This is a genomic window from Paenibacillus sp. 8b26, from assembly GCF_050626875.1.
Classification (GTDB): Bacteria; Bacillota; Bacilli; order Paenibacillales; family Paenibacillaceae; genus Paenibacillus.
Genome location: NZ_CP192445.1, coordinates 3,381,903 through 3,408,161 on the forward strand (window position 1 = coordinate 3,381,903; position 26,259 = coordinate 3,408,161).

Annotated in this window: 26 protein-coding genes and 3 pseudogenes; 12 read left to right on the forward strand and 17 right to left on the reverse strand. The window is 43.6% G+C overall.

Annotated elements, in window-relative coordinates; all coding sequences use genetic code 11:
• Positions 1-36: 36 nt before the first annotated feature.
• Positions 37-579 carry a hypothetical protein gene (locus ACQ4MX_RS15565; protein WP_431085788.1) on the forward strand — a complete coding sequence of 181 codons (543 nt, stop codon included), beginning with the start codon at positions 37-39 and terminating at the stop codon, positions 577-579.
• Positions 580-684: 105 nt separating this feature from the next.
• On the opposite strand, the gene ACQ4MX_RS15570 is transcribed toward ACQ4MX_RS15565, so the two are convergent.
• Positions 685-1,587, reverse strand: a complete 903-nt coding sequence (locus tag ACQ4MX_RS15570; RefSeq protein WP_431085789.1) for a diacylglycerol/lipid kinase family protein — start codon at positions 1,585-1,587, stop codon at positions 685-687.
• A gap of 139 nt (positions 1,588-1,726) precedes the next feature.
• On the opposite strand from ACQ4MX_RS15570, the gene ACQ4MX_RS15575 reads away from it, so the two are divergent.
• Both ACQ4MX_RS15575 and ACQ4MX_RS15580 read left to right on the forward strand, forming a co-directional pair.
• Complete coding sequence (locus ACQ4MX_RS15575; RefSeq protein ID WP_431085790.1) at positions 1,727-2,593, forward strand: SDR family oxidoreductase; 867 nt, start codon at positions 1,727-1,729, stop codon at positions 2,591-2,593.
• Positions 2,594-2,850: 257 nt separating this feature from the next.
• Positions 2,851-3,192: a zinc ribbon domain-containing protein YjdM gene (locus tag ACQ4MX_RS15580; RefSeq protein ID WP_044648825.1), complete on the forward strand. Its 342-nt coding sequence runs from the start codon at positions 2,851-2,853 to the stop codon at positions 3,190-3,192.
• 42 nt (positions 3,193-3,234) lie between these two features.
• Here the strand turns inward: ACQ4MX_RS15580 and ACQ4MX_RS15585 are convergent, their stop codons facing one another.
• Positions 3,235-3,990, reverse strand: coding sequence for an AIM24 family protein (locus ACQ4MX_RS15585; protein ID WP_044648815.1), 756 nt, complete (start codon positions 3,988-3,990; stop codon positions 3,235-3,237).
• 248 nt (positions 3,991-4,238) lie between these two features.
• Between ACQ4MX_RS15585 and ACQ4MX_RS15590 the strand changes: the two genes are divergently transcribed.
• Positions 4,239-5,291, forward strand: a complete 1,053-nt coding sequence (locus ACQ4MX_RS15590; protein ID WP_134911841.1) for an LLM class flavin-dependent oxidoreductase — start codon at positions 4,239-4,241, stop codon at positions 5,289-5,291.
• Between the two features lie 141 nt (positions 5,292-5,432).
• Here the strand turns inward: ACQ4MX_RS15590 and ACQ4MX_RS15595 are convergent, their stop codons facing one another.
• The 3 genes from ACQ4MX_RS15595 to ACQ4MX_RS15605 all read right to left on the reverse strand — a co-directional run bounded on the left by ACQ4MX_RS15595 (position 5,433) and on the right by ACQ4MX_RS15605 (position 8,153).
• The gene (locus ACQ4MX_RS15595; RefSeq protein ID WP_431091349.1) at positions 5,433-5,948 is read right to left on the reverse strand and encodes a DUF1036 domain-containing protein; all 516 of its coding nucleotides are present in this window, start codon (positions 5,946-5,948) and stop codon (positions 5,433-5,435) included.
• An 81-nt stretch (positions 5,949-6,029) separates the two neighbouring features.
• Positions 6,030-7,538 (reverse strand): aminotransferase class V-fold PLP-dependent enzyme, encoded by a 1,509-nt coding sequence (locus tag ACQ4MX_RS15600; protein ID WP_431085792.1) that lies wholly within the window; start codon positions 7,536-7,538, stop codon positions 6,030-6,032.
• A gap of 138 nt (positions 7,539-7,676) precedes the next feature.
• Positions 7,677-8,153 carry a DsrE/DsrF/DrsH-like family protein gene (locus ACQ4MX_RS15605; protein WP_431085793.1) on the reverse strand — a complete coding sequence of 159 codons (477 nt, stop codon included), beginning with the start codon at positions 8,151-8,153 and terminating at the stop codon, positions 7,677-7,679.
• Positions 8,154-8,417: 264 nt separating this feature from the next.
• Here ACQ4MX_RS15605 and ACQ4MX_RS15610 point away from each other — a divergent pair.
• Positions 8,418-8,776, forward strand: a pseudogene (locus tag ACQ4MX_RS15610) (winged helix-turn-helix transcriptional regulator).
• Positions 8,777-8,861: 85 nt separating this feature from the next.
• Here the strand turns inward: ACQ4MX_RS15610 and ACQ4MX_RS15615 are convergent.
• Entirely contained in the window at positions 8,862-9,425 is a 564-nt protein-coding gene (locus ACQ4MX_RS15615) for an NAD(P)H-dependent oxidoreductase (RefSeq protein WP_431085794.1), read from the reverse strand.
• Between the two features lie 278 nt (positions 9,426-9,703).
• On the opposite strand from ACQ4MX_RS15615, the pseudogene ACQ4MX_RS15620 reads away from it, so the two are divergent.
• The 4 genes and pseudogenes from ACQ4MX_RS15620 to ACQ4MX_RS15635 all read left to right on the forward strand — a co-directional run bounded on the left by ACQ4MX_RS15620 (position 9,704) and on the right by ACQ4MX_RS15635 (position 13,912).
• Positions 9,704-10,452: pseudogene (locus ACQ4MX_RS15620) on the forward strand (hypothetical protein).
• A gap of 39 nt (positions 10,453-10,491) precedes the next feature.
• Positions 10,492-11,700 carry a helix-turn-helix domain-containing protein gene (locus tag ACQ4MX_RS15625; protein ID WP_431085795.1) on the forward strand — a complete coding sequence of 403 codons (1,209 nt, stop codon included), beginning with the start codon at positions 10,492-10,494 and terminating at the stop codon, positions 11,698-11,700.
• 118 nt (positions 11,701-11,818) lie between these two features.
• Positions 11,819-12,778 (forward strand): radical SAM protein, encoded by a 960-nt coding sequence (locus ACQ4MX_RS15630; protein WP_431085797.1) that lies wholly within the window; start codon positions 11,819-11,821, stop codon positions 12,776-12,778.
• A gap of 159 nt (positions 12,779-12,937) precedes the next feature.
• Complete coding sequence (locus tag ACQ4MX_RS15635; protein ID WP_431085799.1) at positions 12,938-13,912, forward strand: aldo/keto reductase family protein; 975 nt, start codon at positions 12,938-12,940, stop codon at positions 13,910-13,912.
• 85 nt (positions 13,913-13,997) lie between these two features.
• Here ACQ4MX_RS15635 and ACQ4MX_RS15640 read toward each other — a convergent pair whose 3' ends face one another.
• The 5 genes from ACQ4MX_RS15640 to ACQ4MX_RS15660 form a co-directional block, all read right to left on the reverse strand.
• Positions 13,998-14,393 carry a hypothetical protein gene (locus ACQ4MX_RS15640; protein ID WP_431085801.1) on the reverse strand — a complete coding sequence of 132 codons (396 nt, stop codon included), beginning with the start codon at positions 14,391-14,393 and terminating at the stop codon, positions 13,998-14,000.
• 179 nt (positions 14,394-14,572) lie between these two features.
• Positions 14,573-16,513, reverse strand: coding sequence for an FtsX-like permease family protein (locus ACQ4MX_RS15645; protein ID WP_431085802.1), 1,941 nt, complete (start codon positions 16,511-16,513; stop codon positions 14,573-14,575).
• Positions 16,503-17,264, reverse strand: coding sequence for an ABC transporter ATP-binding protein (locus ACQ4MX_RS15650; protein ID WP_431085804.1), 762 nt, complete (start codon positions 17,262-17,264; stop codon positions 16,503-16,505). Before ACQ4MX_RS15650 ends, ACQ4MX_RS15645 begins: the two co-directional genes overlap by 11 nt.
• Positions 17,265-17,366: 102 nt before the next feature.
• The gene (locus ACQ4MX_RS15655) at positions 17,367-18,371 is read right to left on the reverse strand and encodes a sensor histidine kinase (protein WP_431085805.1); all 1,005 of its coding nucleotides are present in this window, start codon (positions 18,369-18,371) and stop codon (positions 17,367-17,369) included.
• Positions 18,364-19,059 carry a response regulator gene (locus ACQ4MX_RS15660; RefSeq protein WP_431085806.1) on the reverse strand — a complete coding sequence of 232 codons (696 nt, stop codon included), beginning with the start codon at positions 19,057-19,059 and terminating at the stop codon, positions 18,364-18,366. The genes ACQ4MX_RS15655 and ACQ4MX_RS15660 overlap by 8 nt, the downstream gene beginning before the upstream one ends.
• A 170-nt stretch (positions 19,060-19,229) precedes the next feature.
• On the opposite strand from ACQ4MX_RS15660, the gene ACQ4MX_RS15665 reads away from it, so the two are divergent.
• Positions 19,230-19,859, forward strand: a complete 630-nt coding sequence (locus ACQ4MX_RS15665; RefSeq protein ID WP_430044343.1) for a YfbR-like 5'-deoxynucleotidase — start codon at positions 19,230-19,232, stop codon at positions 19,857-19,859.
• Between the two features lie 182 nt (positions 19,860-20,041).
• Positions 20,042-20,862: pseudogene (locus ACQ4MX_RS15670) on the forward strand (aldo/keto reductase).
• A 127-nt stretch (positions 20,863-20,989) separates the two neighbouring features.
• On the opposite strand, the gene ACQ4MX_RS15675 reads toward ACQ4MX_RS15670, so the two are convergent.
• The 6 genes from ACQ4MX_RS15675 to ACQ4MX_RS15700 are packed head-to-tail and all read right to left on the reverse strand — an operon-like array spanning position 20,990 to position 24,932.
• Positions 20,990-21,289, reverse strand: a complete 300-nt coding sequence (locus ACQ4MX_RS15675; protein ID WP_431085807.1) for a spore coat protein — start codon at positions 21,287-21,289, stop codon at positions 20,990-20,992.
• The gene (locus ACQ4MX_RS15680) at positions 21,286-21,495 is read right to left on the reverse strand and encodes a hypothetical protein (RefSeq protein WP_029518844.1); all 210 of its coding nucleotides are present in this window, start codon (positions 21,493-21,495) and stop codon (positions 21,286-21,288) included. The genes ACQ4MX_RS15675 and ACQ4MX_RS15680 overlap by 4 nt, the downstream gene beginning before the upstream one ends.
• Positions 21,496-21,527: 32 nt before the next feature.
• Entirely contained in the window at positions 21,528-22,664 is a 1,137-nt protein-coding gene (locus ACQ4MX_RS15685) for a zinc-dependent alcohol dehydrogenase (protein ID WP_431085808.1), read from the reverse strand.
• The gene (locus ACQ4MX_RS15690) at positions 22,661-23,041 is read right to left on the reverse strand and encodes a spore coat protein (protein WP_431091350.1); all 381 of its coding nucleotides are present in this window, start codon (positions 23,039-23,041) and stop codon (positions 22,661-22,663) included. Before ACQ4MX_RS15690 ends, ACQ4MX_RS15685 begins: the two co-directional genes overlap by 4 nt.
• Before the next feature lie 40 nt (positions 23,042-23,081).
• The gene (locus tag ACQ4MX_RS15695) at positions 23,082-23,333 is read right to left on the reverse strand and encodes a spore gernimation protein GerQ (protein ID WP_431085809.1); all 252 of its coding nucleotides are present in this window, start codon (positions 23,331-23,333) and stop codon (positions 23,082-23,084) included.
• A 54-nt stretch (positions 23,334-23,387) separates the two neighbouring features.
• Positions 23,388-24,932: an FAD-dependent oxidoreductase gene (locus tag ACQ4MX_RS15700; RefSeq protein ID WP_431085810.1), complete on the reverse strand. Its 1,545-nt coding sequence runs from the start codon at positions 24,930-24,932 to the stop codon at positions 23,388-23,390.
• Between the two features lie 284 nt (positions 24,933-25,216).
• Between ACQ4MX_RS15700 and ACQ4MX_RS15705 the strand changes: the two genes are divergently transcribed.
• Positions 25,217-26,203 (forward strand): aldo/keto reductase, encoded by a 987-nt coding sequence (locus ACQ4MX_RS15705; RefSeq protein ID WP_431085811.1) that lies wholly within the window; start codon positions 25,217-25,219, stop codon positions 26,201-26,203.
• The last annotated feature ends 56 nt before the right edge of the window (positions 26,204-26,259 follow it).

A 26,259-nucleotide genomic window follows, 5' to 3' on the forward strand; every position in this document is an offset into this window, starting at 1 on the left:
GGAATAATCCAAACTTGATAAGGAGAAATTTCGTAAATGGCAGCTGATCAATCCGTCTTTATCTTGCTTACCAATACGGGAACGTTTCTTACGAGAGTCATTAAAAGCTATACGAGAGCGCCATACAATCACGCCTCCATTTCCTTCAACCGGGAACTTTCGGAGTTATACAGCTTCGGGAGAAAGACCCCCAATAACCCTCTGGATGGTGGTTTCGTGAAAGAGGATATTAAGACAGGTACATACAGCAGATTTCCGAATACAACATGTGTCATCTACGAGCTTCAAGTAACCGACCGTGAAGTCGAGAAAATGAAGCGGGTCTTACACGTCTTTATTCGAAGTCGCCAAAAATATATGTATAACTTACTGGGTTTGATTGGTATTGCACTCAAAGAACCCATCGAGTTCAGTAATTCCTATTTTTGTTCGCAATTCGTCGCAGAAATTTTACAGCGATCTGGCATAAAAATATGGAACAAGTTGCCCGCTCTTATTACGCCGGACGATTTTCGGCAAAGTGATCGATTCCATTTGATTTATGAAGGGAAATTGAGCGAATACGAGCCTAAATCCTGAGCGGGAGCGCCCTTTTTATTCAAACGCCCCGCGTACCTCTTTAACAATTCGCTTTAATGCATCAATCTGCCAACATTTAATTCACTGACAGCAGCCGTGTAGTCATCAATTGCCTTCGACCTCCTCTTCCGGCACAATCACCTCAATATGACGTGGTAAAATCCGAAGCTCGATGGGTAAAGACGGCCCTGCCTCCCCATCTACATTCGTACTGACCGGTTCTGCGGAGCTGACACTTACATGCTTTGCGGTAAAGTAAACTACATCTTTATGATCTTTCAGGCTGCCGAACAATAAAGATAGGCTGGCCGTCACAGTATTCAATATATTGAGGTTTTTGAAAATAAAGCAGTGAAGCAGACCATCGTCAACAGCAGCATCAGGCGCCAGTTTTTCGAATCCGCCGACCGAGTTGGTTAAAGCAGCGAGAAAGAGAGGGGATTCCCCTTCCCAGGTCTGTTCATCATAACGTATGACGAGAGGGTGGGCAGCATTGCCGATGAGTTCTTTAATGCCTTCTTTTAAGTAGGCAAACGTGCCAAGCTTGGACTTATCGTCGGACGATACGGAAGACAGCGATTCAGCGAGTGAACCTGCGGCAACAATGTTGGCAAACAATTGGTCGTTTAATCGGCCCATATCTACGGTTTTTACGCTGGAAGAAGTGAGTGTACGGATCGCCTGCTCGGGGTTCAGCGGAATTTGTAAGGCACGGGCAAAATCATTGACCGTCCCAAGGGGGACAACACCCAGCTTAGGGCGGTGGTCTTGATCCATAAGGCCGTTGATCGTTTCGTGAAGTGTGCCATCCCCGCCGATGGACACGACCAGGTCATAGCCTTCTTCGCACGCCGTGGTGCAAAACCGCGTAGCGTCCAGTTCTTTTGCCGTCTCCTTGATCGTAACGTCGTATCCTTTGTCACGTAGAATGTCTTCTACGTTTCTGACATGTTCGACCGCCTCCTCTTTTCCAGAAGATGGATTTACAATAATCATGGCTTGCTTCATACACATGTTCCTCTCTGTAGGAGAAAGTTTGGATTACTAACCCTTACCCGAAAAGCAGACCTTTTGACTCCAAATTAGACAAGCGTCATATTTATAGTTACTATAGAAAGGTAAATAAAATCTGAATGGAGGATTTCATATGAAAATCGCATTAACAGGAGCAACCGGGCAACTGGGTTCCATCGTGGTAGAGGCGTTGCTTGCATCCGTATCGGCAGAAGACCTTATTGTTAGCGTGAGAAATCCGGAAAAAGCAGAAAACTTGCGTGCCCGTGGCGTTGACGTTCGTCATGGCGACTTTGATAAACCGGAGACGCTGGACCAAGCGTTTGCTGGTGTAGACCGACTGCTGATTATATCCGCAGACGGCGATAATGATACGAGAATCCGCCAGCATAAGGCTGCTGTGGATGCTGCTGTACGTGCGGGAGTAGGCTTCATCGCTTATACCAGCGCTGCCAATGCGGCCGACAGCACTTTGTTCCTTGCACCTGTACATCGTATAACGGAAGAGTTCATTCGCGAATCGGGCATCCCTTACTCTTTCCTGCGCAATAACTGGTATCTTGAAAATGAAGCAGGCACGATTCAATCCGTGCTGGCCGGGGCTCCTTGGCTGACCTCAGCAGGTTCCGGTAAAGTAGGTTGGGCTGCCCGTGCAGATTATGCGCAAGCGGCGGCAAACGTATTATCCAGCGAAGGGCATGAAAACACAATATATGAGCTTTCCGGCAAGCCGATTACCCAAGAAGAGTTTGCGGCGATTCTTGCTGAGGTGCTGGGTAAGGATGTGCCTGTACAGCAGGTAGACGATACTGCGTATGCCGACATTATGCTTGGTGCGGGCGTACCGGAAGCCGCAATCCCTATTGTTGTCGGTATTCAAAAAGCCATTCGCGAAGGAGCTTTGGATGTTGTAAGCAACGATTTCGAGAAGCTTCTGAAACGCCCGCTTACGCCGCTTAGCCAAGGAATTCGTGAGCTGGTTGAGCAAACAAAGGCATAAACGTGCCGTAGAGTACATTTTCAATATATGATTCTGCTCATGAGGAAGGATGCTACCTAACGAGGTGGGCATCCTTTTTCAATCATCATAATCATTTTAAAAGGAAAGGAAAATCCTAAACTAATTTCCTCTATTAGTGGAATCGTTGCTGATTATCCAATATACTTGTAAGGAACTCCAAGGAGGGCTTGGAGCAAGGTTTGTTTCATAGGACGATCACAGGTGTAGAATTGATAATGAATGGAGTACATACAAATATGTCTAATTTGCCAAATTGCCCGGAATGTAATTCAGAATACACGTACGAGGATCGGAGCCTCTTCATTTGCCCGGAATGCGCTCATGAGTGGTCTTCCGATTCAGAAGCAGCAAATAACGAAGATGTAAAAGTCATCAAAGATGCCAATGGTAACGTTCTGCAGGACGGTGATTCTGTAACCGTCATTAAAGACCTTAAAGTCAAAGGAAGCTCATCCGTCCTGAAAATCGGCACAAAAGTAAAGAATATCCGTCTGGTGGAAGGCGATCATGATATTGATTGCAAAATTGATGGCTTCGGAGCGATGAAATTAAAATCCGAGTTTGTGAAAAAGAACTAAAATGTAAGAAAGGAGAAGCCGAGGGCTTCTCCTTTTTTATGTTTATAATGGTGCTAACCATACGGTTCCTGTTCCCCTGTACACATTGACCAGACCTTCGCCGGAAGCAGCCGAGCCCATTTTGGTTTTCCCAGACTTCTCGACGGTGAACTGTAAGGTATTGGACCACATGAGGGCAAAGTTACCGTCCACTTTTAGCACATCATTTTGCAATTCTATAACGACCGCTTCCTCGGAAGGGATAGGCGCTTGCAGGGCAAGAACTCCTTTTCCCCGAGCGCTTAAATTAAATAATCCTTCTCCACCCAGAGCGGCCGAGGAAAGGTTGCTACGGGCAACAACGGATATGTCCAGCGTAGTTTCACAAGCTAAAAATAAGCCGTCTTCGATAGCAATGTGATCATTATCGACATCAATGAGCCAAATGTAACTATAAGTAGGTTCCAGCATAATCGTACCCGTGCCTTTATAGAGAGGTTTGATGGCACTTGTTCCCGTTACAGCACCGGACACCAAATTTCGCATTAAGCCTCCTACGCCTTTTACGCCGGTAGTCATCTCCATACTGCCCACCGTATATTGCATGGCGCCCGCCTTCATCATGATTTCACTATTGTTGATTTCGATCATGAGCTGCTTGCGGCGCATGTTACTTTTGCTCATATAGTAATTGGCTTCCGCAGCCGCAACCGAGGTGCAGCTTAAATCCGATATGTATTCCAATACGGTAAATCCACCTAATTGGTCTGCGATGGCAACATTGCTGTTATCCTTTAGGTTATTGATGACAAAAGCCATGGATGTATGAGCCCCCTTGTTGTATTCATGCTGTGAGGATTGAAATCTCTTTTATTCCATAAAATATTCGACAGAAAGATATCGTTTCCTGCGGAAAATCCTCAGGTTCTCTTAAGCCGGTTCCATATTTAGAAAGCAGGGCTTGAAAAAGTTATAAAAAAAGTTCAAAATAAAGATATCGGTTTTTAAAATGGTTTGCTTACAAAGCAGCCGATGGGAACGAGACATTGAAGTAGGGGGTAGGGCAAGTGGAGATAGGTATCAGCACATTTGTAGAAACAACGCCGGATACACAAACGGGTGAGGTCATCAGTCATGCGCAACGAATACGTGAAGTTGTCGAGGAGATTGTGCTTGCAGATCGGGTAGGGCTGGATGTATATGGCGTGGGAGAGCATCATCGTAAAGACTATGCGGCATCTGCTCCTGCGGTAATACTAGCTGCTGCTGCTTCGCAGACCCAGCGGATTCGGCTGACCAGCGCGGTCACAGTGCTTTCCTCAGATGATCCGGTGCGTGTATTTCAGGATTTTGCTACGCTGGATGGTATCTCGAATGGACGGGCTGAAATCATGGCAGGCAGGGGTTCTTTTATCGAATCCTTCCCGCTGTTTGGCTATGATTTAGATAACTATGACGAACTGTTTGATGAAAAACTCGAACTGTTGTTGAAAATACGGGATTCGGAAAAAGTCACCTGGAAAGGTGGACATCGGCCTGCGATCAATAATCTGGGCGTGTATCCACGTCCGGTTCAGGACCCGTTGCCCGTATGGATTGGTAGCGGAGGCAATCAGGAATCTGTGGTTCGCGCGGGCTTGCTCGGGTTACCATTGGTTCTGGCGATTATTGGCGGTAGTCCTGTGCAGTTTGCGCCGCTTGTGGAGCTATATAAAAAAGCGGCTGCGCACGCAGGGCACGACGCATCATTACTTCCGGTTGCATCACACTCACATGGTTTTATCGCAGAAAATACCGAGCTTGCAGCCGACAAGTTTTTCCCTTCCACCCAGCAGAGTATGAATGTGCTTGGGCGGGAGCGTGGATGGGGACCTTACACTCGTTCCAGCTTTGATTCCGCGCGTAGCTTTGAAGGGGCGCTGTATGTAGGCGATCCCGATACGGTTGCCAAGAAAATCATTCACCTGCGCAAGCAGGTAGGCATTACACGCTTTCTATTGCACGTACCTGTAGGCACGATGCCGCACGAGGATGTCATGAGAGCCATTGAGCTATTGGGAACAGAGGTAGCCCCACGGGTTCGCGAGGAAATATCCAAATGGGAAGCCGAGAGTAAATAAACACTTTTCAGCTAATAGTATAGTTATAAAAGAAAGGAGCAGGCCCTTGATATAAGGTCGCTCCTTTCTTTTAGTTCAAGAATAATGTATATAAGCTGAGCTAGAAATGTATTGAGTTCACTAATATTAGTGTGTTTTACATTACTTTCTTCTTAGCTTTTCAGGAAATGATCTGCGATTGAGGGTTACAGGTGCGCCCTTTTTCAGCTTTTTAGCCGTTTTAGGAATTCTAACCACCAGAGATTCTCCTGCTTTTTGTTTGGTAGGCAATGCTGTGCGGACATTATTGGATTCAGTGGAGCTTTGACTCGTACTCGTAATCAGGTTGATAGTGTAATTGGCATAGATTACGCTGACAGGAACCCTCCGCAGCCCCAGATTTCTACAGGTCGTGCATCCTACGTTCCAGCACCAATGGAAAGACTGTTCGGGAATTTGGGTAAAATACGTACCTGCCCACGTGCGTCCGAAGCTACTTTCAGCATAATAATAGAACGTATTACCTCCTGCGTATCCATTCCAGACTTCTCTCGTTTGCCCGGGATCTACACGATACCAGCCAATCTTGGCATAGTTAACAGGACTACAACTGAAGTTCGGGTAGGCGTAGACAACATAGATAGCTGCATTGGTACTGTTGCGAAAATTAAGACCCATTGTCGTCACTTCTTTCCTCATATATTAATCTTACTGTGTATAGTATGAGAATTTTGAAAGTAAGGAGTGGACAAAGTTTTCTTAATCGCTGAAATTGAACCATTTGCTGATGTCTATTTTTTTATGCTCATACCTGTACCGCCACTCGTTGGATTCGGGCTGATACGTATAATCCTGTTGCCACATTAAGATATTTTCCACAACCGCTCGTATGGAAGAGGTAAGATAGGAGACTTCCTGATGGGTCATCATGGGATGAAGGGACAGGCGCACCCAGCCGGGTTTTCTCGATAGGTCTCCCGCATGGATGAGGTCTGACATCTCATTAGAGGTTTGTTGGTCGATGCCCAACAAATAGTGTCCATACGTTCCTGCACAGGAGCAACCGCCGCGGACCTGGATTCCGAACCGATCATTCAGTAATTTTACGATCAGATTGTAGTGGATATGGTCAACAACGAAAGAAACGATTCCGAGTCGTTCTTGGCTTCTTCCACCTAAAACCTGCAAGTGTGGTATTACTTCCAACCCTTTTAACAATAATGACGTTAACTCCTTTTCACGCTCCAAAATGCGGTTTTGGCCCATCTGTTCTTTCAGTTGAATGCAGAGCGCCGTTCGTATGGCCTGTAGAAAAGCAGGAGTCCCCCCATCCTCGCGTGCTTCGATATTGTCTTTATATTCGTACCCACCCCAAGGATTGGTCCAGCTTACCGTACCGCCTCCAGGCTGATCCGGGGCATGGTTGAGGCTTAGTTTCGAATCCATAATGAGAACACCGCTTGTTCCGGGGCCGCCGAGAAATTTGTGGGGAGAAAATACAATAGCATCCAATCTTTCAAGCGGGTCTGCGGGATGCATGTTGATCGCGGCATAAGGAGCGTTTGCGGAAAAATCAATGAAACACACCCCGCCATGCTCATGCATTTTGCGGGACAGCTGATAAATCGGCAGCTCAAACCCCGTAACATTGGAACAGGCTGTAAAAGCGCCGATCTTGATAGGGCGATGACGGAATTGAAGCAGCAAACGTTCCAGATTTGCCGGATCAACTGTACCACCGGGACCGGGAGGAATGCACACGACGTCTCCAATCGTTTCAGCCCAGGAGATATGATTCGAGTGATGCTCCATATGGGTGACAAAAATAACGGGACGTTCTTTTTCAGCGATAGGGTAGTGATGTTTTAATTTTTCATGTATTTTCAATCCCAACATGCGTTGAAGCTTATTTATTGCCCCTGTCATACCGGACCCGGCAAACAGAATGATGTCTTGTTCGTTGGCATGAACGTGGTTCTTAATGATTCGCTTTGCCTCTTCGTAGGCTTGGGTCATCAGGGTACCTGTCAAATTAGACTCCGTATGGGTATTCGCTACAAAAGGGCCAAAATCGTTAGCTATTTTGGACTCAATAGGTCCATACAGACGGCCGCTGGCTGCCCAATCCGCATACATCAGCTTTTTTGGCCCGTATGGAGATTCAAAGGTTTGACGATATCCAATCGTACCTTCCCGATACCGTGCGAAATAAGCCTCGCCAGAAGGCTGGTACGCACTATTGTTGCTTCCGATCCGAGCCTTGAGCATACTGCGGCGCCTCCCACGTGGTTCTGTCGTTCTAGGGTACGTAGGAAGACCCGAATGGGTTAAGAAAAATAGGCGAATGTCATCATTTTGTCAAAATAAAAGCCTCATCCGAGAGTCGGACAAGGCGTGAGTTACAGCTTATATGAACAGCTGCATATCGGATTCGAGCGCATCTTTGAGATACGTTTTAGCCTCGATAATTTCTAGTTCAGGTATGAATTCTTCGGGTTTAAAACCCATAATGTCCACCGATAGCTTGCAGGCATAAAATTTGACGTTCTTTTTCCGTGCCCCCTTCAAGAAATGAATCAGCTTCGGGGCTTCGTTATCTTCGATCATTTCCGTCAGCATCAGCTTGCCCAGACCGCTAAAATTCATTTTGGACAACGGCAACTCCTCAGGTCCTTTTGGAGTCACCCAACCCATGATTTTTTCATAAATCGTTTTGTCCTCGAGCGTCATCTTATCAGGATCACGAACCAGAAATAGTCCCCAGAACGCAAAAAACATCGTCACGTCCACGTCCAATTCCCGAGCCGTATTCGCCAAAATCAGTCCAGCCATCGCCTTATCGTAATCCCCGCTGAACATGAGCAGGTTCATCTTTTTGTCCACTACCTTCCGCCTCCATTAACAACAGATATATTCAGTATGGATTTGGAAATGAGAAGTATGCCCAGTTCACATATCGCTCACAATTGGAGGGCAACTATCGTAAGAAGGAATGAATGTCAAATCGTTTTGCCAACTTATTAAAAGCATCTTTAACCAAGGAGTATAGCGAAGAACCGATCTTACTTTACCTCCTTTCAGTAACACTGTAAAATAACACAGTATGCATATTTATGTCTTATACCCACCAAAAGGAGAGTGTAACTTATGAGTGAAAGCTGTGTTCCTACTGGTGTGATGCTAAAAGATACTGGGTTCGGATATACGTTGTCCTTAATAGGCGGTAAATATAAAATGATCATTTTGTATTGTCTATTGAAAATAAGGTTATGCGGCATAATGAGCTGAAGCGAAGGATCGGTACCATTTCTTTTAAAACGCTAAGCATCATGTTGAAAGAACTGGGGGCAGATGGCCTGATCATACGCAAAGAATTTCCCCAAGTCCCTCCAAAAGTTGAATATTCATTATCTGAACGCGGTCTTTCTCTCATTCCATTGTTAAATATGATGTGCGAGTGGGGAGAGAATAACAGTTCGCCAGCTCTGGAGGCTATACAGCGGTAGGCATATCTATTTAGTCTAATTCAAAAAGAAGTATCTCCTAAACAAGGGAATACTTCTTCTTTTGTAGCTTTAATAAAGCTACCTATTACAGGTTGTCCACAAAATTCAAATAATCTTTCGCGCTATTTTCCAAATGGGGTGTAACCGGCTCATTTTCTTTGCCAGGCTCATTTTCACCAGGTTCGCTTTCTATACCATAAAACGCAAAAAACGAACGATAATCCGCATTGCAGTATAGCAATGTAGTTTCAAAAGGAGACAATAAATGTTCAAGCGTATAGCGGTATCTTCCCTCTTCGCTGTAATCTTCTTTTTTGATTCCGGCAGATACAGCTAAGCCGACTTTACGATTCTTTAATTTATCCCCTCCATTTGAACCATATGCCCAACCATAAGCAAAAACGTCGTCAAGCCACTTTTTGAGAAGTGGCGGACAATTAAACCAATAGACCGGGAACTGTAAAACAAGATTACGATGTGATTCAATTAATTGCTGTTCTTTTTCCACATCAATGTTTCCGTCAGGGTAAATGTTATACAATTCGTGTACAGTATACTTTTCAGGATATTTTTTGAGTTCTTCTACCCATCGCTTATTAATCACGGATTTTTCTATGTTTGGGTGCGATACGATAATGAGAGTTTTCAAAGACTTGCCCTCCTTGAATATGATTTACTTCTAGAGTATAGAGTATGCACTGCAAATAAGTAAGTATGCACTTTTAGTACAGGTACTTACATAAAGGTTAGTGTTATTTCCACCCTCAAATTACCACTATTTGTAATACGGTTTGTCGTATATCATTTTCTTCTCAGGGTGAGAATATATAGTAAAACTTTAAAAAAAATAAAAAAAATCATTTTCTTAAGCCCGAATTTCGATTAAAATATAAGTATTGTTCATACTTATGAATCGGAGCGGTGGATATAGATCAATTCAAATTTAAATCCGAACACAACAAAATGATTGTTGATGCTATCGTAGATGGATATCGCGACTATATTGAGCATCGTAAAGATCGAAAAGCAAAAATGAAGATCAGCTCAGCTCAGCTTTTGCCTGGACCAAGGGTAATTTTATCGAAAGCAAGATCGCAGAAGAGTGCATTGATCACGGTTTTACATATAAGAAATCGAAGGCTGGATTAACGTGGGACTATCTCCAATTCATCCATGGCGACTCCAAAATTCTCTTTCTTATTAAGAACGCCGCTTATTTCAATGAGAATTGCTTTTCACAAGCGAAGCTACCTAGCAATTATGGTAGGAAAGGTCCACGTCGTACTTATCTTCATGAACTTTCAAAAATTAACAAAGATTTAGTGTTTTCCCCTAATGAGCAATCCTCTAAAACAGGGGGAGAACCTGAACAACTTTCTTTTCTCATTTTAGAGAGTCAGGTAAAAGAGGAGCTTGAAAGCTTCAAATCGTCCTATAATGAGTTCCATATACTCACATATGCACTCGATGAGGCCTATCAGATATCTGAAATAATGCATTATTTGCCTAATCCAAATAATAACATTGCTTATCTGATAGAAGATCTCTCAAATTTTATCTCTGGAGCTGATTTAACGGAAGAGGATCGCGAAGTAGTTGCGCCAGAAATGAATGAAGATATTATGGACCCAGCAGCATTCGATATCGGGATCTTGGAAGAAGAGCAGCACAACTAGACAAGCAAGACTGTGTTAGTCAAATAAGGAGGGAGCAGCATGTTCATTGGTGAAAATTTGACCAATCTACGGATCATGCATGGACATTCGAGAAAACAGCTCTCCGAAATGTTAGGTGTTACGGAACAAGCAGTCTGGCAGTACGAGAACGCGTATACATCTCCTAAAATGCAAATCGTGAACGAGTTAAAGCGGATTTTCAACGTGAAAAGTAAATACTTTTATACTAAAGACATGCTTGCTCGGAACATCACACCTGCCAACGTAAACGTAATGAATATCGCTTATCGTTCAAAAGTTTTGAACGTCATCTCGAAGACGCAGGCAGAAGCGAAGCATGTTGAATATTTAGATGCTTTTATTAACTATATCACGGCCAAAGTTAGCCTTCCTACCTTGAAGATTATCAGGTTAAGGGACGAAGTTATCGAATATCTAAACCATTCAGATGACGATAGATCGACTCAAATCAATAAAGTCGCTCATTTGGCACGAAAAAGACTTGATCTAGCGCAAGGTACAAACAAGGACCTTATGTTTCTGGTGGAAAAAAGTGGAGTATTCGTGTTTGAGAAGGCAATTGGTGAAGACATTGATGCTTACAGCCTCTGGACTCGCAACGATCGACCTTATATCATATTAGGGAATATGAAACGATCAGCCGTTCGGAGGAACTTCGATATAGCACATGAATTGGGCCATTTACTGCTTCATTATCGCCTTGAGTTTACTAATTTAAATCGAAAAGAACACAAAATTATTGAGAATGAAGCGAATATGTTTGCTGGGGCATTCTTATTACCAGAAGACGAATTCGCACTTGATATGGAAAATGTTGTCCATATCACAAATCCAGACAATTACTTGGATTTGAAGAAGAAATGGAAGACTTCGCTACAAGTGTTGGGATACAGGGCAGCTCATTTGGGGAATCTTGAACCAAAAGATCATCGGAACTTCTATGCTGCTTTACATCGAAAAGGTTATTTGAAAATTGAACCGCTCGATGAATTAATTCCGATTCAAAAACCAATGAAGATCAAAACCATTATCGACCTTGTTTCTAAAAGAGGACTCGTGGACATTCGTCAAATGGTCGAGAACGATTGGAAAACTGAAATATCCTTCTTTTATCATATGACAGGAATTGATTCTGACTTTTTTAATAAGTATTTGACGAGAAGCATGGATTCCGGCCTACAAAATGTCACGAAGATATCCAAACGTCTCTCTGATGAAAATAAGTAAGTATGACTATGGTTTTTTACCGCCCACCGTTACCAAAGTCATATCTCCCAGCCATCCTGATTCTGTATAATCTCAAGGGAATTCAAGACACAAGCCTGAGATCGGGAGGGTCATGGAAGTGACTACAGAGAATAAATATAAATCGCTTGAACTGGAAAAGCCGGGTATCTACGAGTTGGAGGGGCTGGAAGTTGGGGTCACCTCCAATTGTAATTTCAAATGCGATTATTGCTGCGCATACCAGCGTAATGATGGACAATGCATCAGCAGTAAAGAAGTGATACGCATCATCGATGAAATCCCCACCTTAAAGCGCGTGCGGCTGTCCGGGGGAGAGGTGACCTTGAAGTATCAGGATTGTCTGGACATTGTGGCTCACTGTTCGAGCAAGGGAATCGCTACCCAGCTCAACACTAATGCCAGCTTGCTCAGTCCTGAACGGATTGAGAGGTTGCGTGACGCGGGACTTTCCAACATCCACATCTCCTTCAACTTCACGGACCCCGAAAAATATGCGGCATATTATCATGTTCATCCACGCATGTATGAGACAATCGCCCAGAATATTCGGTTATGTACCGAAGCCAAGCTGGAAACGGTGCTGGAGACTTTGTTATTTGCCGAGACGCAGAACAACATGCCGGCAATCAGCGAGAAAGTATATGAACTTGGTGTACGAATTCATGAAATCCAAAATAGCATCGTGATGGATCATACCAACTGGAACGCTATCTCCACCAAGGAAGCACTCGTCCGTTCCGTTCATGACTTGATCGCACATAAAAAGGACGACACCGTGCTGTATTTCACCTGTATGGATCGTTTTGCAGAAGCTTTAGGCTTCAAGGAGCAGCCGGGTGTTTACTTTTCAAACTGCGTGGATGGTAAAAAGCAGCTTCATCTTCACGGGAATGGTGATATTCTAATCTGTGAACTGTGCCACCCCGTGGTCATCGGCAACATTTACAACGGAACTTCCTTAAAAGATATTTACACCCATAAACCCAAGCAGCTTCAGGATTTTCTCGACAAACTGCCTTGTCCTGCATACGATGCGCTTTTTCCAATAGGGAAATAAGGTCAGAAGCTGAAAACAAGGGAGCATGTAGGGCTGCAATGATATACCACTCTCACAGGTAGAGTGGTATAAGCCTGATTTCTACTTCATATATTTTCGTGAAAGGGTTTACATGCTAGAATATAAGAATGCTATCCTCTTACGAAAGAAGGAACAGATATGAAATATAGAAATGTAGGCAACAGTGGTCTTAAAATCAGTGAAATCGGTTTGGGCAGTTGGTTGACGTACGGGACAGCCGCCGAGCAGGAAGCAGCTCATACCTGTATTGCCAAAGCCTTTGAACTCGGAATTAATTTCTTTGATACCGCCAATGCGTATAATCGGGGTGAGGGCGAAAAGGCTATGGGAGCCGCTTTGAAGCCTTATCGAAGAGAAAGCTATGTGTTATCTACGAAGGTTTACTTTCCTATGGATTCTGGCCCTAATGACAGGGGACTGTCCCGCAAGCACATTATGGAGCAATGCGAGGCTAGTCTTCAACGTCTTGGCACGGATTATATCGACATTTACTTCTGTCACCGTTACGATCAGGACACTCCTTTGGAAGAGACGCTGCGGGCTCTGGATGACCTTCAGGCTCAAGGCAAGATCCTGTATGCTGCGGTAAGCGAATGGAGCGCCACACAGCTCACAGATGCCTATGGCATTGGAAAAAGGCTGAACCTGCGTCCGCTGATTGCCAATCAGCCGATCTATAATATGTTCGAGCGTTATATCGAGCGCGAGGTACTACCCGTATCGGGGCAGCTAGGTATCGGCCAAATTGTATTTTCGCCTCTGGCCCAAGGTATCCTCACGGGTAAATACAAACCGGGACAACCTTTACCGACGGGCAGCCGCGGGGCTGATGCCTCCGTCAATCATGTCATCAGCAGTTACATGAACGATACCGTTCTAAACTGTGTCCAGGAGCTGGATAAGCTGGCGAAGGATTTGGGTGTCACCCTGTCACAGCTCGCGCTTGCCTGGATTCTGAGAGAACCGGGTATCAGCGCTGCACTCATTGGGGCCACTAAACCGACACAAATCGAAGAAAATGTGAAAGCAGTCGAGGTGACGCTTCAACCAGAGACATGCGCGGAAATTGAGCGAATTCTGAAGCAAGTAGAAGGATTTGAGCCTTTGCGTTAAGCATGTATACTGTTCTTGAAAAGGGAATATTCCCACGGATAAAGCCTCCCGCTTCTCTGTCACAGACAGGAAGTGCGGGGTTCTTTTAACTTGCTCCTAGCATGGCATAAATACCTGAAATCTCACTTAATAAAATGCCGCTGATCACAAAAATGGATTGTTTCTTACTGAGATCAACTCGATCGAAAACAATAGGTAACAACCATTTTATACTTATGAAGAACCATGCGGCCTCCAACAGACCTATGATTAATACTTTTCTCCCCCAGTAAAACTGCATTTCTGATGTGAGCGGACCGGAAAAACTCAAGACACTTGAAGTACGGATATTCCAGGAAATGATGACTACAAATATAAGAAGAATCAACAGGGTCAAAAAAATATAGATGATATCTTTGACAGCCTCTTTTGTGAGCTTTGGCGATTTTTTAAACTCAGGTAAACCAAGCAGGAAAAAGACGATTCCTACGATAATAGCCACGCCTACAGAGGAACCGAGTATGATATTGGCTAAGATGCCGATGCCATTGATGAGTAATAATAAAATAAGCTCTCCCCCTTTGGGGTAACGATGATAGTCATTTTATTGTACACGCAGGAATAAAAATGCTCAATCATTTGGAAAAAGCCCCAGTGCCTTCGCCTGGAGCTTTTGACCGATTATAATGCTGCTTTAATGACTTTTTTATAATACAGGATGGATAGTATCCCGAAAATGGAATATAAGGCAGTGTATAGTACCATAACGATGATCATAGGCATCCAGATTTCTGTTCCAAACAAGAACCAGCCGGATTGGACGGCGAAATAGCTGTGTGAAAGGCCGATTACTAATGGAATGCCGAAGTTAAAGATTTGTTTTATTTTGATGCCTCTAAGCAGGTCCCCTTGTGTGAACCCTAGCTTTCTCAACACCGTATAATTGGCTTTTTCGTCTTCGCTCTCATCCATTTGCTTAAAATAAAGGATACAGCCTGATGTAATGAGAAAGGTGAGTCCTAAAAATCCAACTACAAACATGATCAGCCCCATGTTTCTCTTCTGATTGCTGCTCATTTCAAGGCGTGATGATTGTTGATCATTAAAATTGGCGGCTTTAAAGAGGCGATCGGCTTCTTTGATCTGGTCTTCATTCATCATATCAATTCCAATATATAAGGATGATTTCTTTTGAATCTCAGGATTCACATCTTTCTTTAACCGCTTAAATATGGTTTCGTCTACAATGACAGTGGGTAGTCCGCCGGCTGTAAAATAGTAGGGAATAACATATTCCTTTTTTAGACCCAAATATTGTTGATGTATGACTTCCTTTTTCCCCTTCAAGTCCAATGGGCCAAAGCTTTTCAAGGACATAAATTTCTGTAACAGATCATTATAGCCCGTTAAAATCGTTTGACCTGGAGATACATCCGTAGCCTCCACAGATTCATCGCTTATGACAGGCAGCGTCATGGAATCCGCACCGATATTTAACCCTTCCAGAGGAGTCTCCATAATTTGCGCTGTGTTCACACTGACTTGAATGACTTCAATTTTCTTTTCACGATACTGTATGTCATGCTCTTGAAGTAACGTTTTGAATTTCTCCGCATCCGGTACATTCGTCATTGCAAAATGGGAAGGTACATTGTCCTCAGCTGCTTGATCCGCAGAATAATAGGCGATATAGCTTAAGGAAAGTAAACCGATGGCAAGTGCTGATACTGTTGTAATAATGGTCAACAACAAAGCATTGGATTTCATGCGGAACATAATGGATGAGAGAGACAGCACCTCATTAATGTTCAAATACCCGCCTTTACTTTTTCTGATGATATTTGAAATAAAGCGGATGGATCCTTTATAAAAAAGTAGTGTTCCGATGATGACAGAGCCCAGAATAAACACCATAGCCATAAATAATTCATTCATGGATGTAAAGTCTCCACCAAACAATTTGGAAGAAACATAGTATCCTAAAGCGATGAATGAAACTCCAATGATCCCGATGATCATCTCATAGATAGATATTTTCTTGATTTTCCCTTCGGTGGTTGAGGTCACTCTGAACAAAGACAAAATACTCTGTCTTTTGATAAAGGAATAATTCATGAGCATGATCAACAGGTAGATGATACCAAAAACGATGAGTGTTTGAGTCAGTGCCTGGTTAGAGAAATATAGAGTGGCAATGGCTTCGACGCCCGTCGTCTTAAATAAAATCATGATCACTAATTTGGAAAAGGAGAATCCAACCCCAATTCCAATGAATAGTGAACTGAAGTATAGAATTAAGTTTTCAGCACTTAGGATGCGAAAAATTTTGTTTTTAGTCATTCCGATCAATTGAAATAGGCCAATTTCTTTGCTTCGTCTTTTTATAAAAATATTATTGGCATACATAAGGAAAATGCAGACAATAGCGACCAGTAAAACGGATGCTGCCCGTATGGAAGCTGCACCTTTAACAGAGCCCTTCACTTCGTCCATGGAGGGATCGTACTGTAGTGTGACAAAAGCGAAATAGAGCGCAACACTGAAAATGAGAGCAAAAACATAAAGGTAATAATTTTTCAGGTTTTTTTTCAAATTCTTTAGAATGAGCAGATTAATGTTCATATTGGACCCCGCCTAAGACCCCTTGGGTTCTCATGATATCTTGGAAGAAGCTTTGCCTTTCTTGTTCACCTTTATGAAGCTGTGTATACATTTGTCCATCCTTAATAAAAAAGACTCTACTGCAATGGCTGGCAGCGACGGGATCGTGCGTGACCATAATGATGGTTGCCTTGCGCTTCTGGTTTAACTGGCCCAGCTTGTTCAATAAATCGGAAGCTGATTTGGAATCCAGCGCACCCGTAGGTTCATCAGCAAAAATAATACTGGGCTCATGAATAAAGGCTCTAGCCGCAGATGTACGCTGTTTTTGTCCGCCCGAAATTTCATTGGGGTACTTATCTTTCAGTTCATAAATTCCCAGTTCTGTAGCTACTTCCTGAAATCTTCGGTTTGCTTCTTTTTTAGGCGTTTTGGTGATGGATAAGGGTAAAAGAATGTTCTCCTTCACGGTTAGCGTATCCAGCAGGTTATACTCTTGAAAAATAAATCCCAGATGTTTTTTGCGGAATTCAGCCAGTTGCTTCTCCTTCATTTTCGTCATTTCGATGTCTTTAATTTTGATGGACCCGTGGCTTACCTTATCAATGGAGGAAAGGACATTGAGCAGAGTGGTTTTACCTGAACCGGAGGCTCCCATAATACTGACAAATTCCCCTTCTTCAATATGGATATCAACTCCTTTTAATACCTCTTGAATATTTAGTTTGTTGCCGTAGCTCTTATGAATTTTATTTGCTTCTAAAATATTCACTTCGATGCACTCCTTATTGTTCTTGTAGCCTTATTATAAAAATAGAGCCGATGTTTTTCCTTTGATTGGGCGAACAATACATAAAAGCATGTGACATCTCTGTCACATGCTCACCATACTCACGAAATCATTTTGTTTGGGAAAAATTAAAGTAAAGGTTGTACCGGCGTCCGGTTTGGAATGCATATCTATATGTATGAGCAAAGGCGTTGCTGCCTTTTTCGTTAAATATAACCCCATGCCCGTTGAAGTATGATCAGAATGTTGGGTCGTGGATGTAAAACCTTTCTCGAAAATACGGGGTATATCCTTCGGATCAATACCGCGACCAAAGTCTTGAACCTCAAGCCGTATTCGATCATTTTGTTCATAGCTGTGAATGATAATATCACTGGCATCGCTATATTTGATGGCATTGGTTAAGAGCTGCCTAACGATAAAAGCAAGCCATTTGGCATCACTAAGCACTTCCATTTGCTCAAGTTGGATATCAAAACCGATCCCTTTTTGGATGCACCATGATTGTAATGTTTTAATCTCTTTAAAAACCAGAGATTTTAAATTCACTTGCTCGACATACAAATCATTTTCAATAAAAGATATGCGTTTGTGATGGAGCTGCTGATCCAGCAGTAAGTGAATTCGTAGCCATTCATAGGTTAACTGAGCTTTTAGGGACTTGTCGTCCAACCGCTCAATCATCAAATGCATGGCGGTCAAAGGTGTTTTTACCTCATGAATCCAGGATAATAGTTCATCTTTTTCGTGTTCAAGTGTCAATTGATTTTGCGAGATGATTTGTTGTAACCGTTCGGTCTGGTCGGTGATTTTTTGTTCAATGATTTGCTCAAATGGACTCTCCGGTTCGCCTATACCCGTTAATTCGAGAGGGCTTTCCCATTGTTCTAGTGTTTTATAGAATTTGGTTTCTTTAGGGTAGCGGATAATTAAAAAACCCAAGAATACCATCATAGATAAGAAGACAATATAAAGGATCGGCATAAACGGGATTGCTGCATCCACATAAGCGATGAGCAGGATAAGGAATTGCTGACATACAAAAAGTAGAATCCAGCTTCTCCTTTCCATAAGATATTTTTTAATCATAGGCATGTGCCTCTTCTGTAGCCATGTAGCCTTGCCCCACCTTCGTTTCAATGAAACGGCCCAAATCCAGCTCATCCAGTTTTTTTCGCAGGCGATTTAAGTTGACGGTCAGGGTATTGTCGCTGACAAAACGTTCATCATCCCAAAGGCTTTTAATTAATTCCTCCCGGGAGACAATTTTGTTTTTTTGCTCAATTAGAAGCTTTAAAATATAAATTTCGTTCTTGGTTAATTCGATGGAGCCAGCCTCATTGGCAACTACATTTTTTTCGTAATCGACCGTGGCTCCACACCATGTTTTCAGGGAGACAGGTTCTGTATTGTAATTGTACACGCGGCGAAGTGTCGCCTGTAATTTTGCAATGAGTACATCAAAATGAAACGGTTTTTGGATAAAATCATCCGCTCCAAGCTGCATCGACATCACCATATCCGTAGGGTGATCACGTGATGATAAGAAGATGATAGGGACGTTAGAGCGGGATCGAATTATTCGACACCAATGAAACCCATCAAATTTCGGTAATTGAATATCAATCACGACCAGATCAGGCTTTATCATTGTGAATTCCTGAATTACCTTACTAAAGTCCTGGATGCCATACACATCATAGGCCCATTGAGTTAATCTATCTTTAACTTCATGAAATAAAGTTTCATCATCTTCAATTAGCAAGATTTTAAACAACGATTTCACCGCACTTTTAACATTTTTATATAAAGTGTATAGCAAAATTGGTTTGCATGCTATATGTGTAATTCTCCACTTTATACTGCGCTAATCTGCTGTTAATAGTTGAGCCCTATAGTAGGATCTATATCCACAAATATCATATAAACTAAAGGATGGATGCAAGTATGGGGATTCATACGTATTTTCGATCACTAAACGAGTTGGAAAGAATTATTCGTTGTCCAGGCAAGTTTAAATTTGAAGAACACAGCGTATCTGCTCATTCATGGAAAGTGGTACAGTATGCCAAAACGCTGGCTGATATTGAAGAGAGAAACGGGGTTAGCATTGACTGGAAAAAGCTTTACGAGATCACAAGCAGTCACGATTACGGGGAGATTTTTATTGGAGACATTAAAACGCCTGTTAAGCATTCCTCGAAGGAACTCCGGTTATTAATCCAGCAGGTCGAAGAAGGCATGATTGAGTATTTTATTGAAGAGAATATTCCCGAGGATTTTAAAGCCATTTTCCGCAAACAGTTACGGGAAGGCAAAGACAATTCAGTAGAAGGTTTGATCCTTGAAGTTGCTGACAAGATGGATCAGGTGTACGAAGCATTTGCCGAACTACAGCGGGGAAATACTGAAAAAGAATTTATAGTCATGTATCGTAATGCGCTCGTTAAAATCAAAAATATCCAATTAAAATGTGTTGATTATTTTCTGGAACATATTTTGCCGGATATGGTTAAGGAAGAAACGCCTTCATCCATTGATATTAAAAAGATTACGGAAGAAGCCTTAGCACTATAAATAAAAATTTCCTTACCGTCCAGAAGCTTCAGAAGCGCTTCTGTTCATACATAATAATTCTCCTTTCAAACCAGACAATGCTTGACTTCAAGTTCAAGTTAACTTTAAGTAGTAACATACGGAATGTGACGTAGTGATTAGGAAATGCGATGACTATTCTGACAATTGAGGAGTGATAGAAATTGAAAAAGAAACAACTGGGTAACAGCGACCTTCAAGATCTGCACTGGGTCTGGGCTGCATGGGAATGTCCGAATATTACGGTGAGTTGAATGATCAGGAGTCGATCAAAACGCTTCATCGTGCGCTGGAGCTAGGGATAAACTTCTGGGATACTGCCGATGTCTACGATGTGGGGAAAAATGAAAAACTGATTAGCCAAGTTCTGCGGAGCCGCCGTGACGAAGTGGTGTTAGCTACTAAATTTTCCATTATGCGTGGGGAAGATGGCGCATTTATGGGTGTAAGTGGCCGTCCCGAATATGTAAAAGAGGCATGTGACCGCAGCCTGCAAAGACTAGGAGTAGATGTGATTGATTTGTACTACCAGCACCGTGTCGATCCGAATGTACCTATCGAGGAAACGGTGGGTGCGATGAGTGACCTGGTTCAGGCGGGAAAAGTCCGCTATTTGGGGCTGTCCGAAGCTTCTCCTGGGCTCATTCGACGCGCTCACAAGGTACATCCGATTACAGCCCTGCAAACGGAATACTCTTTATGGAGCCGGGAAGCGGAAGATGAAGTTATACCGACGTGTAAGGAACTGGGCATCGAATTTGTGGCCTACAGTCCACTTGGACGCGGCTTTTTGAGCGGGCAAATTCAGAAGTTTGATGATTTTGCAGAAGATGATTTCCGTCGCTCTGTGCCACGTTTTCAACCTGAGAATTTCCAGAAAAATCTGGATCTCGTGCAGCATGTTAAGGACCTTGCTGCCCCAAAAGGGATGGCAGCAGGCCTTCGTTATCCTGCAGAGCGGATGCCGAATTGGCAAGCCGAATAATTAAGAAAACATGTTAATCCCAAAAGCCGCCCTTAACGCGTATCGGCGTGAAAGGCGGCTTTGTGGGTTTACATTCCCAAAGGACGTTCGACGGCAGGAATGTACGACCGAAGTGAGTGTCCTATCTTTATAAAACGGGGGCTTGCAATGCAGTATTGATATTTTGTAGATCCATCGAAAGCTGCTCTTTTACATTCCATGGGTGATACCAGCCACGTTCGATCATGTATGTTGAAATCTGCTCATGCGTATCAATAGCCTCATCCAGTTGCTTCGTAAGAATAGCTTTAATTTCTGGAGTTCCCGCTTCTGTTACAGCCATAGCGTAATTTCTCACACCGCTTTTGGCGACGTTCAGAAAATCGGCTGCAATGACTTGGTCCGTTAAGGTATTGAGTCCGGTCAAATACTCCAACAGTGTATTCATGGCTTAACCTCCTGTGAAATGGCTTGATCTAAGAGAGTACCGAGTTCTTGTAATTGGCGGGTCGATAAGTCAACATCCTGCTGTAATATAGCTTTGAGAGTCGGATCAGAGATTAATGCTTGCATGGTTTTAGACTTGGTAAGACACACTGTTTTGAACGCTGACAATTCATGGACTTCAAGGGTTTCATGCAGGCCATACACCATATGACGTTTACCTCCAATACTCCAATATATAGTTAAGGTTTAAGCACAACTTTGATGCAATTATCCTGTCTGGTATCGAAAATTTCATATCCGTGTTTGGCGTCGCTTAACGGAATGACGTGTGTGACAACGTCCCCAGGGTCGACCTTACCTGTATCAATCAGCTCATACATATAAGGCATATAGTGAATAACGGGTGCCTGTCCCGTACGTAAATTAACATTTCGCTGAAAAATGTCTCCCATAGGAAAACCGTTATATCGACCGCCGTATACTCCGGTAACTTGAATTGTACCGCCTTTGCGCACAGCTTGTGTAGCTATGACCAGTCCTCCTAAAGCTCCGCCGTGAAGCTTGAGACCGGAAGCGAGAGATTCCAGCGGAGACATTTTACCGCTCATGCCGGAGCAGTCAATAACTACGTCTGCGCCTCCTTTGGTTATCTCTTTGAGGTAGTTGCCGACATTTTCTTGTGATTCCACATTAACAATCTCCACATGATTTGTACGCTTCGCATGTTGCAGACGATAATCCAGATAGTCTGCCGCAATGACCCGTTTTGCCCCTTTGAACCAGGCAAACTTCTGCGCTAACAGACCTACTGGCCCACAGCCAATAACAATGACAGTATTCCCGTCCGTTACCCCGGCATTATCGACGCTCCAGAACGCAGTGGTCATGGCATCAGAGATCAAGCAGAGCTTTTCGTCAGGATGTTCACAACTCTCCGGAATTTTGAAGTGAGTGAAGTTGGCAAAAGGCACACGTAAATATTCAGCTTGTCCACCCGGATATCCACCAGTTGTTCCTGAATAGCCGAAAAAACCGCCCATTTCTCCATGCTCATTAGAATGGTCACATTGACTTTCCAATTGGTTTTTACAGTAAAAGCATTCACCGCACGCTATGTTGAACGGAATGATCACGCGGTCTCCCTTTTTCAAGTTGGTTACGCCACTACCGACTTCTTCTACAACTCCCATCGGCTCATGTCCAATTACATAATTCTCCTGTAGATTCGGAATCAATCCGTGAATGAGATGCAGATCTGAACCACAAATAGCGGTTGTCGTCAGTCTGACAATCGCATCATCGGCTTTTTGAATACTTGGGTCCGGAACATCTTTAACCACAACGTTTTTGATACCTTGGTAGGTCACTGCCTTCATGCCCGGTTTCCTCCCATGTGTTCGTCCGGCGTGCGATCAAACATACCCTTGCGGGTGGTATCGTCTGGGAACAGTTTCATTTTGCTGATATCCACCGTCTTGTTGGCTGATAGCTGATCCAATGGGTACTGCTTTTGCAGATCATAGGGATGAAACCATTTTTTTCGTACCATAAGATCAGTAATTTCCTGATGAAGCGCGATGCCTTGATGCAGTTGATTGCGCAATAGAGCTCTGGCATCTGGAGAGACGGCTTCCGTCAAGGCTACAGCTGTATTTCGAACTCCTTCCTTGACGCGAATCAGAAAATCCATCGCTAAGGTCGTGTCTGCCATTTCTGGCATGTTTAATGAGTTTTTTGGATCCACATAATCCATTTTAGCGGACTGGGTCTGATCTAATGTCACATCATTCACCTCAATTTAGTATTGGTGTGGGACGGAACTCCGGTACAGGTGTCTGAAACGGTGCTTTGGCATAGATTGCTTGCAAATCGGCAATAGCTTGTATAGATTGCTGAACATCTTTTTCCATTAAATCCTTTAGCTCTTGATCGAATACTAAGCCTTGCATTAATTTGGACTTGGCTAAGCATAACGTTTTAAAATTAAGCGCTTCGTGGATTTCTAGGGACTCATGCGCCGCTAGTGTAGACTGTTGGTTTATCATCGGATCACCTTTCTTTTATGCTTCTCTAAGGTAGGTTATCCAGCCTAACTAGGTTTATTCAGAGCTATTTTCAACCTTGCCAAGCGATTTTTTGGCCGGTCCTTCAATGACTTCACCTTGATATGAATAGCGAGAGCCATGACAAGGGCAATCCCATGTTCTTTCTGCCTCATTCCACTCGACTTCGCAGCCCATATGGGTGCAAGTTGTGTCCACTAGGTGCAATGCTCCTTGTAGATCTCGGTAAGCGCCCGCCCTTTTGCTATTTACCTGGATGACCGCTCCTTCGTCGCGCTGTAGTTCTTCGGCTTTTTTATGGATCATTTCCAACTTCCCAGCAATCAAGTGTTTAGCCACATTTGCATTTTGTGTCACGAATGTTTTAATGTCGGGGTCCATATGAAACCTTGAGGGGGAGAAAAGATCCTGGTACGGGCTTTCCTTTCTGGTAATCAGATTCGTATTTAATAAAGCTGCCGCCACACTTGTGGTCATCCCCCATTTTCTATAACCCGTAGCAACAAGGATGTTAGGGATGGTGGATAGCTCCTGCCCGATATAGGGGAGCTTGTCTAGCGTATACAAGTCTTGGGCTGACCAGCGATAAATGATTTCCTTTAATCCAAATGTTTGCTCTGCAAACTTTTCTAAAGCTTCATAGTACTGGAAGGTACAGATTCCTTGGCCCGTTTTGTGGCCTTCCCCACCGACGATGACCATCGGTTCTCCGTTTACCAGTACCGAGCGAAGCGAACGTTTTGGGGTTTCCGCACTTAGGTACATACCACCCGGATAGATTCTGTCGGTCTTGACGGCTAGTACATAAGAACGCTCGGCATGCAATCGCGCAAAATAAAGACTGTTTGGATCATTGAATGGAAAATGCGAGGAGGACACGACATGGTTGCAGGTAATTTTATTTCCGTCGTTTGTTTTAATGATGGTAGGGTTTCCTTTTTCCACACCTACAACGGTGGTTTGCTCATAAATTTTCCCGCCCTGACGGATGACTTGATTTGCCAAATACCTTAAGAAAGGAACCGGATTAAACTGGGCCTGGTTTTTCATCATAATAGCTGCTTTAGTTGAAAACGGCAGAGGCGTTTGCTCGACATAACTTCCCGGGATGCCCAATTCTTCGTAGGCTTTATATTCGGCAGCGATTTTCTCTACATACGTATCTGCACATGTATAAACGTAGGCATCTTCTTCTGTAAATTGACAATCGATATTGTATTCCTCTACCGTTTGTTTAATGAATTGAAGAGCGTCACGGTTGGCTTCGTAATAGAGCCGGGTTTTCTCCTTGCCAAAATGTGAAAGAAACTCGCCGTAGATCAAGTCATGCTGCGCGGTTATTTTGGCGGTAGTATGGCCCGTTGTTCCATGAAGTATCCGCCCTGCGTCGACGACTGCGACGTTTAGTCCTTTTTTAGAAAGTAAATAAGCAGTGGTAATACCGGTGATCCCCGCACCTACAATGGCAACATCCACCTGAATATCCCCACTAAGCTTGGGAAAACTGGGGATGTCAGTTGAAGCTAACCAATACGATTTCGGAAATTGCGGAAATTTTGTATGAGATTCATTTTGATCCATTATTACAACCGACCCCTTCGATTACACTTTATGTGTATTATTTCTATTTCAGGATTTTATATTCACTAAACGATACTCTTTATGATAAATTTCCCTGTACCCTCCAGGCCTTTTTAGCGTTGTCTTCCATTCCTTAAAATCAAAAATTCACCTGAATAATTTGATATAGAGCGTGTAATGAGACAACGCTTGACTTCAAGTTAACTTTAAGTAGTAACATACTGGATGTAACGTGATGGTGATTAGAAAGGCCGATGACATTCTTTTTATAGGAGTGATGGAAATTGAAAAAGAAACAACTGGGTAAAAGTGACCTACAAGTATCTGCACTGGGTCTGGGCTGCATGGGAATGTCCGAATATTATGGCGAGTTGAATGATCAGGAGTCGATCAAAACGCTGCATCGTGCGTTGGAGCTGGGGATCAACTTCTGGGATACAGCGGATGTCTATGGTATGGGAGAAAATGAAAAACTGATCAGTGAAGTTCTGCGAAGTCACCGGGATGAGGTGGTATTGGCTACGAAATTTTCCATTATGCGCGGAGAGGATGGGGCATTTCTGGGTGTCAGCGGCCGTCCTGAATATGTAAAACAGGCATGTGACCGCAGCCTGCAAAGACTGGGCGTAGATGTCATTGATTTGTACTACCAGCACCGTGTCGATCCGAATGTACCTATCGAGGAAACGGTCGGCGCGATGAGTGACTTGGTTCAGGCGGGAAAAGTCCGCTATTTGGGGCTGTCCGAAGCTTCTCCTGCACTCATTCGGCGTGCTCACAAGGTTCACCCGATCACGGCCCTGCAAACGGAATACTCTTTATGGAGCCGGGAAGCAGAAGATGAGGTTATACCCGCTTGCAAGGAGTTGGGAATCGAATTTGTAGCGTACAGTCCGCTGGGACGCGGCTTTTTGAGCGGGCAAATTCAGAAGTTTGATGATTTTGCAGAAGATGATTTCCGTCGCACCGTGCCACGCTTTCAGCCTGAGAATTTCCAGAAAAATCTCGATCTCGTACAGCATATTAAGGACCTCGCTGCTCAAAAAGGGGTCAAGCCTTCTCAACTGGCCTTGGCATGGCTGCTTGCGCAAGAGGGAATTGTACCGATTCCAGGCACCAAGCGGGTTACTTATTTAGAGGAAAATGCGGGGGCAGTCGATATCGCTTTATCTACAGAGGAAATGGAAAATATTAACGAGATCATTCCCAAAGGGATGGCAGCTGGCCTTCGTTATGCGGCAGAGCGGATGCCGAATTGGCAAGCCGAATAATTCCAACTTTATAACCCAAAAAGCCGTCCTTAACGCGGATCGGCGCGAAAGGCGGC

Coding starts and splice junctions, on each gene's coding strand:
- ACQ4MX_RS15645 (WP_431085802.1), bottom strand. CDS start 16,513: ATGAACATTAATCTGCTCATTCTAAAGAATTTGAAAAAAAACCTGAAA.
- ACQ4MX_RS15595 (WP_431091349.1), bottom strand. CDS start 5,948: ATGGGTCTTAATTTTCGCAACAGTACCAATGCAGCTATCTATGTTGTC.
- ACQ4MX_RS15665 (WP_430044343.1), top strand. CDS start 19,230: ATGGGGATTCATACGTATTTTCGATCACTAAACGAGTTGGAAAGAATT.
- ACQ4MX_RS15565 (WP_431085788.1), top strand. CDS start 37: ATGGCAGCTGATCAATCCGTCTTTATCTTGCTTACCAATACGGGAACG.
- ACQ4MX_RS15695 (WP_431085809.1), bottom strand. CDS start 23,333: ATGATAAACCAACAGTCTACACTAGCGGCGCATGAGTCCCTAGAAATC.
- ACQ4MX_RS15580 (WP_044648825.1), top strand. CDS start 2,851: ATGTCTAATTTGCCAAATTGCCCGGAATGTAATTCAGAATACACGTAC.
- ACQ4MX_RS15680 (WP_029518844.1), bottom strand. CDS start 21,495: ATGGTGTATGGCCTGCATGAAACCCTTGAAGTCCATGAATTGTCAGCG.
- ACQ4MX_RS15700 (WP_431085810.1), bottom strand. CDS start 24,932: ATGGATCAAAATGAATCTCATACAAAATTTCCGCAATTTCCGAAATCG.
- ACQ4MX_RS15655 (WP_431085805.1), bottom strand. CDS start 18,371: ATGATTAAAAAATATCTTATGGAAAGGAGAAGCTGGATTCTACTTTTT.
- ACQ4MX_RS15575 (WP_431085790.1), top strand. CDS start 1,727: ATGAAAATCGCATTAACAGGAGCAACCGGGCAACTGGGTTCCATCGTG.
- ACQ4MX_RS15675 (WP_431085807.1), bottom strand. CDS start 21,289: ATGAATACACTGTTGGAGTATTTGACCGGACTCAATACCTTAACGGAC.
- ACQ4MX_RS15570 (WP_431085789.1), bottom strand. CDS start 1,587: ATGAAGCAAGCCATGATTATTGTAAATCCATCTTCTGGAAAAGAGGAG.
- ACQ4MX_RS15690 (WP_431091350.1), bottom strand. CDS start 23,041: ATGGATTATGTGGATCCAAAAAACTCATTAAACATGCCAGAAATGGCA.
- ACQ4MX_RS15585 (WP_044648815.1), bottom strand. CDS start 3,990: ATGGCTTTTGTCATCAATAACCTAAAGGATAACAGCAATGTTGCCATC.
- ACQ4MX_RS15625 (WP_431085795.1), top strand. CDS start 10,492: ATGTTCATTGGTGAAAATTTGACCAATCTACGGATCATGCATGGACAT.
- ACQ4MX_RS15685 (WP_431085808.1), bottom strand. CDS start 22,664: ATGAAGGCAGTGACCTACCAAGGTATCAAAAACGTTGTGGTTAAAGAT.
- ACQ4MX_RS15600 (WP_431085792.1), bottom strand. CDS start 7,538: ATGCTCAAGGCTCGGATCGGAAGCAACAATAGTGCGTACCAGCCTTCT.
- ACQ4MX_RS15635 (WP_431085799.1), top strand. CDS start 12,938: ATGAAATATAGAAATGTAGGCAACAGTGGTCTTAAAATCAGTGAAATC.